Below are 2,005 nucleotides of genomic sequence, written 5' to 3' on the forward strand. Positions count from 1 at the left end.
CCCTAAAGATTGATTACATATCTGCATTTGACGATGAAGCAGCATTCAGTGCCAGAAGTTGTCTCAAAAACGCATTAAGACTGATATCAAAGAAGTATCCTGATGTACTGACAATGGAACAAGATTCATTATTCCGTCAAGAGCTAATGAATAACATAGAGGCGTTAGATACAGAACTCAAAGCTTTTGATGCTTTTAAAAGAATTAACCTTGTTACAATCACAGGAAGAGCGTACTTCATCTAACAGTGTAGAGCACCGTCATACAGAACCAGTTTCTATTATGAAACGGTGGTTCAGATTTCTGTTTACCTAGTCATATTCAACTACTATTCCAGTCTAATGGTTTCCGCAGATTGTCCCTGTGAGGTAACTGATGTCATGCATCTTTGTACTGTAATGCTGTTCCAGTCTTCGAGATAAATAGGCTGAAAAGATCTTCTGATGGACGTTGCCAGCTATGCATTAAAGCAACTATCACGGCTCTGCAACCATCACGCTAGTGCAAGTGTTGCAGTCACTTGTCGGATATGATCTGATGCTGACCTTCATCAACCAACTGAAGGAACAACAATGGAATTACCCTTCACCAAACAGCTGTTTGGCTACAGTGTGTGGATAGGTGTCATGATTTGTATGGCATCAGACAAGCTGCTCGACACTGCGCACGTAAGAGAACAATAGAGAGGCGTGGCTGTTCGGACGGTTACATATCGTCATCAGTAACGAGAGAGCCTACTACTAGCAAGACAAGCAAGAGACTCAACAAATACCCCCCATGCCACTTCCCTTTTATCTTAGGCGGGAGGCCGGTACGGGGGAAGATCAGCCCAGCGAACACGTAGGATATCAGCTCATAAATTTGTCAGGAAAAATCTCTGGTTGTTTCTGAAGTTGTAATCTATCACCATCATTATCGTTAAAGATCACAGAAACCATTCTGATCGCTTTTCTCTTGCTCGTAATAGGGTTGCCTAGGTTGAACCAAGAAAGATCGACAGACGATCACACAGAGCGTTTAAAAACGAAAAAATAACCCCTGATCACAAAGCATCATTGATGCCTTACCGAGAGACGGTTTAGGTGAACAGGGGTTTGGGTTATGTCTTACTGAAGTTATCATTCCAGTACACGTTCAGTAATACTGATGCCATGTACTGGAGTAACACTTCTGTTTATTTATCTTAGTGATATTGGTTGATAGAGGGCACTTACGATAATCAAATAAAAACGATACTTAACTTAAGATTCTACTTAAGTAACACTTAAGTTATTACTTAAGATAACTTTACAGAGAAACTTCAGTTTTTGCCCCCCTTACCCCCCACAGCATCATATTACAAGTACTCCAGTGCCCCTATAAGGCACCTTCATCTTAACCAGAGGTTCAACGGAATAGCGTCTAGTAGCTTGTTAATTCTACTTCCGGTTATTCCGAGGCATAGCGTTAGTCCCAGTCCCACCTGGGCGCACTCCTCTGGATAGCTTCAACTTAAAGTCATAGTGAAGGGTAAGGGAGACAAAAACCTTAGGTTACTCTGTAAATGCACTTGGCCTTTACGTCGAAACTTTCAGATTGCACGGACTGATAACGTATAGTTTCCTATACATGCCGTCAGCAGTCATGTGTGACTACTGCCCCCGGTCGAACTTTGGTAGGTTCTTCCAATGGTGTGTGGTAATTTGTGGATAACTGCAATATGCACTTGATTTTAAAACGAAATACACCTAAATACCACATCCTCTGATATTACCAATTTGCGAGAGTCTCGAAAGCATTTACTTGACCTCAGAAGCGTATTTAATTGTCGTAATTAAATCTATTACACTTCGGTGATTTCTAATCTCTTTCCAAGTGAGACCAAAAGTACCACCCAACCACTCAATACCGTATTCTTGTATTGCCATATTATAAATCCATGCCATAGCCTTCACCGTAGCCTCATCAATTTTGCTGACAAGCGCAATCTCGCTTAATGTCAAATCAGCGTCTGATATAACGAGCC

General features: G+C 41.4%; 2 protein-coding genes. One reads left to right on the top strand and one right to left on the bottom strand.

From position 1 onward, the window contains the following. On the top strand, nt 1-245 hold a 245-nt coding region (locus A9E74_RS14565; protein ID WP_218104334.1), incomplete at its 5' end, for a hypothetical protein. A 1,533-nt stretch (nt 246-1,778) separates the two neighbouring features. Here A9E74_RS14565 and A9E74_RS14420 read toward each other — a convergent pair. Further along, the coding region (locus A9E74_RS14420; protein ID WP_176718944.1) for a hypothetical protein at nt 1,779-2,005 on the bottom strand (227 nt) is incomplete at its 5' end.

The organism is Methylophaga muralis, assembly GCF_001720165.1.
Classification (GTDB): domain Bacteria; phylum Pseudomonadota; class Gammaproteobacteria; order Nitrosococcales; family Methylophagaceae; genus Methylophaga; species Methylophaga muralis.